A 1,558-nucleotide genomic window follows, 5' to 3' on the forward strand; every position below is an offset into this window, starting at 1 on the left:
TTTTTTTTTTCGTAGCGAGATACTCTATAAGCCAAGAGGCGAAGTGAGTCATCAGCAGGAAGGGAGTCCGAGGGGTGAATAGTACCGGAGAACGCAGGACAACACAACCTGCGGGAGGGAAGTCGCCCTGCTTTGTTCAAGTTTCTTGAGGAGGTAAGAGTGAGTGAGTGCCACAAGGCTAACAACACCAAAGGAAAAAGTTCAACAACTCCAAGAGAAGTTAGGTCATGCTGCCAAGACAAGTAAAAGTAGAAAATTCCATGCGTTGTACGACAAAGTTCATCGATTGGACGTGCTACAGGAAGCGTGGCGGAGAGTGCGGGCGAACAAAGGAGCGGCAGGTATCGATGGTGAGACCATGGCAGACATCGCGAAGACCGGTGAAGACCGATTTCTGGCGGAATGCCAAGAGGGGTTACAGAAGAAATCTTACCGTCCCCAACCTGTGCGTCGCCACTACATTCCGAAGAAAGATGGACGTAAACGTCCACTTGGTATTCCAACGGTGAGAGACCGCGTCGTACAAATGGCAACTAAACTTATACTGGAACCGATCTTTGAAGCCGACTTTCAGGAATGTTCTTTTGGATTCCGGCCGAAGCGCGGTGCGAAGCAAGCGCTGGAACGAATCCGCAAAGCCTGCAACCGCAAAGGCAATTGGGTGGTCGACGTCGACATCCAAGGGTACTTCGACAACATAAATCAAGAGAAGCTGATGAAACTGGTAGAAATGCGTATCAGTGACAGACGTATTCTCAAACTTATCCGTCACTGGCTCAAAGCCGGAGTAATGGAGGAAGGAACGGTAAGACGCTCTGACCTAGGCACACCCCAAGGGGGAGTGATTTCACCGCTGTTAGCGAACATTTACCTAAATTACTTCGATATGTTGTGGGGAAGACATGGGAAGGAAGTCGGAGAACTTACGAGGTATGCAGACGATTTCGTGGTGGTGTGCAAGACAAGGAAAGAGGCCCTCCATGCCTTTAAGCTTATTCAAGCTATTATGGAGCGTCTGGAACTTACCCTACACCCGGAAAAGACGCGGATTGTGGGACTCTGGACGGGAGAGGAAGGGTTTGACTTCCTCGGCATGCATCACCGGAAGACGAAAGCGGAAACGGGATATAGCCAAGTGTACTACACAACTCAACAGTGGCTCTGTCCTAAAGCAGAGAAGCATATCCGTGAAGTGGTGAAGGAACGCCTTTTGCCACCAGGCATGCGGCATAAATCGTTTGAGGAACATGTGAAATGGCTCAATCCAAAAATACAAGGCTGGAAGAATTACTACACGACTCCGTACAGCACGAAGCGACTGACCAAGCTAGATTGGTACATTCGAGTACGACTAACGAAATGGTACGCAAAGAAACGCCAGCGAAATCACTGGCGCGGATCCGATAACGAGGTTAAATTACTTTGCCAAAGATATGGACTAAGGACGCTTTTATAAATCGCATGCGCATGAATGACGAACATCGGAAAGCCGTATGAGGGAAAACCTCATGTACGGTTTGATGAGGAGGGGCAGAAATCATCTGCCCTTTACTCTAGT

The 1,558-nt window shown here is 48.9% G+C and carries 1 protein-coding gene; it reads left to right on the top strand.

The annotated features are described in order from the left end of the window. Window positions 1–163: 163 nt before the first annotated feature. On the top strand, window positions 164–1,456 hold the full coding sequence (gene ltrA, locus KJS57_RS25960) for a group II intron reverse transcriptase/maturase (protein WP_213656842.1): 1,293 nt from the start codon (window positions 164–166) through the stop codon (window positions 1,454–1,456). Window positions 1,457–1,558: the final 102 nt, after the last annotated feature.

Source organism: Paenibacillus vini (genome assembly GCF_018403325.1).
In the GTDB taxonomy this organism is placed as follows: Bacteria; Bacillota; Bacilli; order Paenibacillales; family Paenibacillaceae; genus Fontibacillus; species Fontibacillus vini.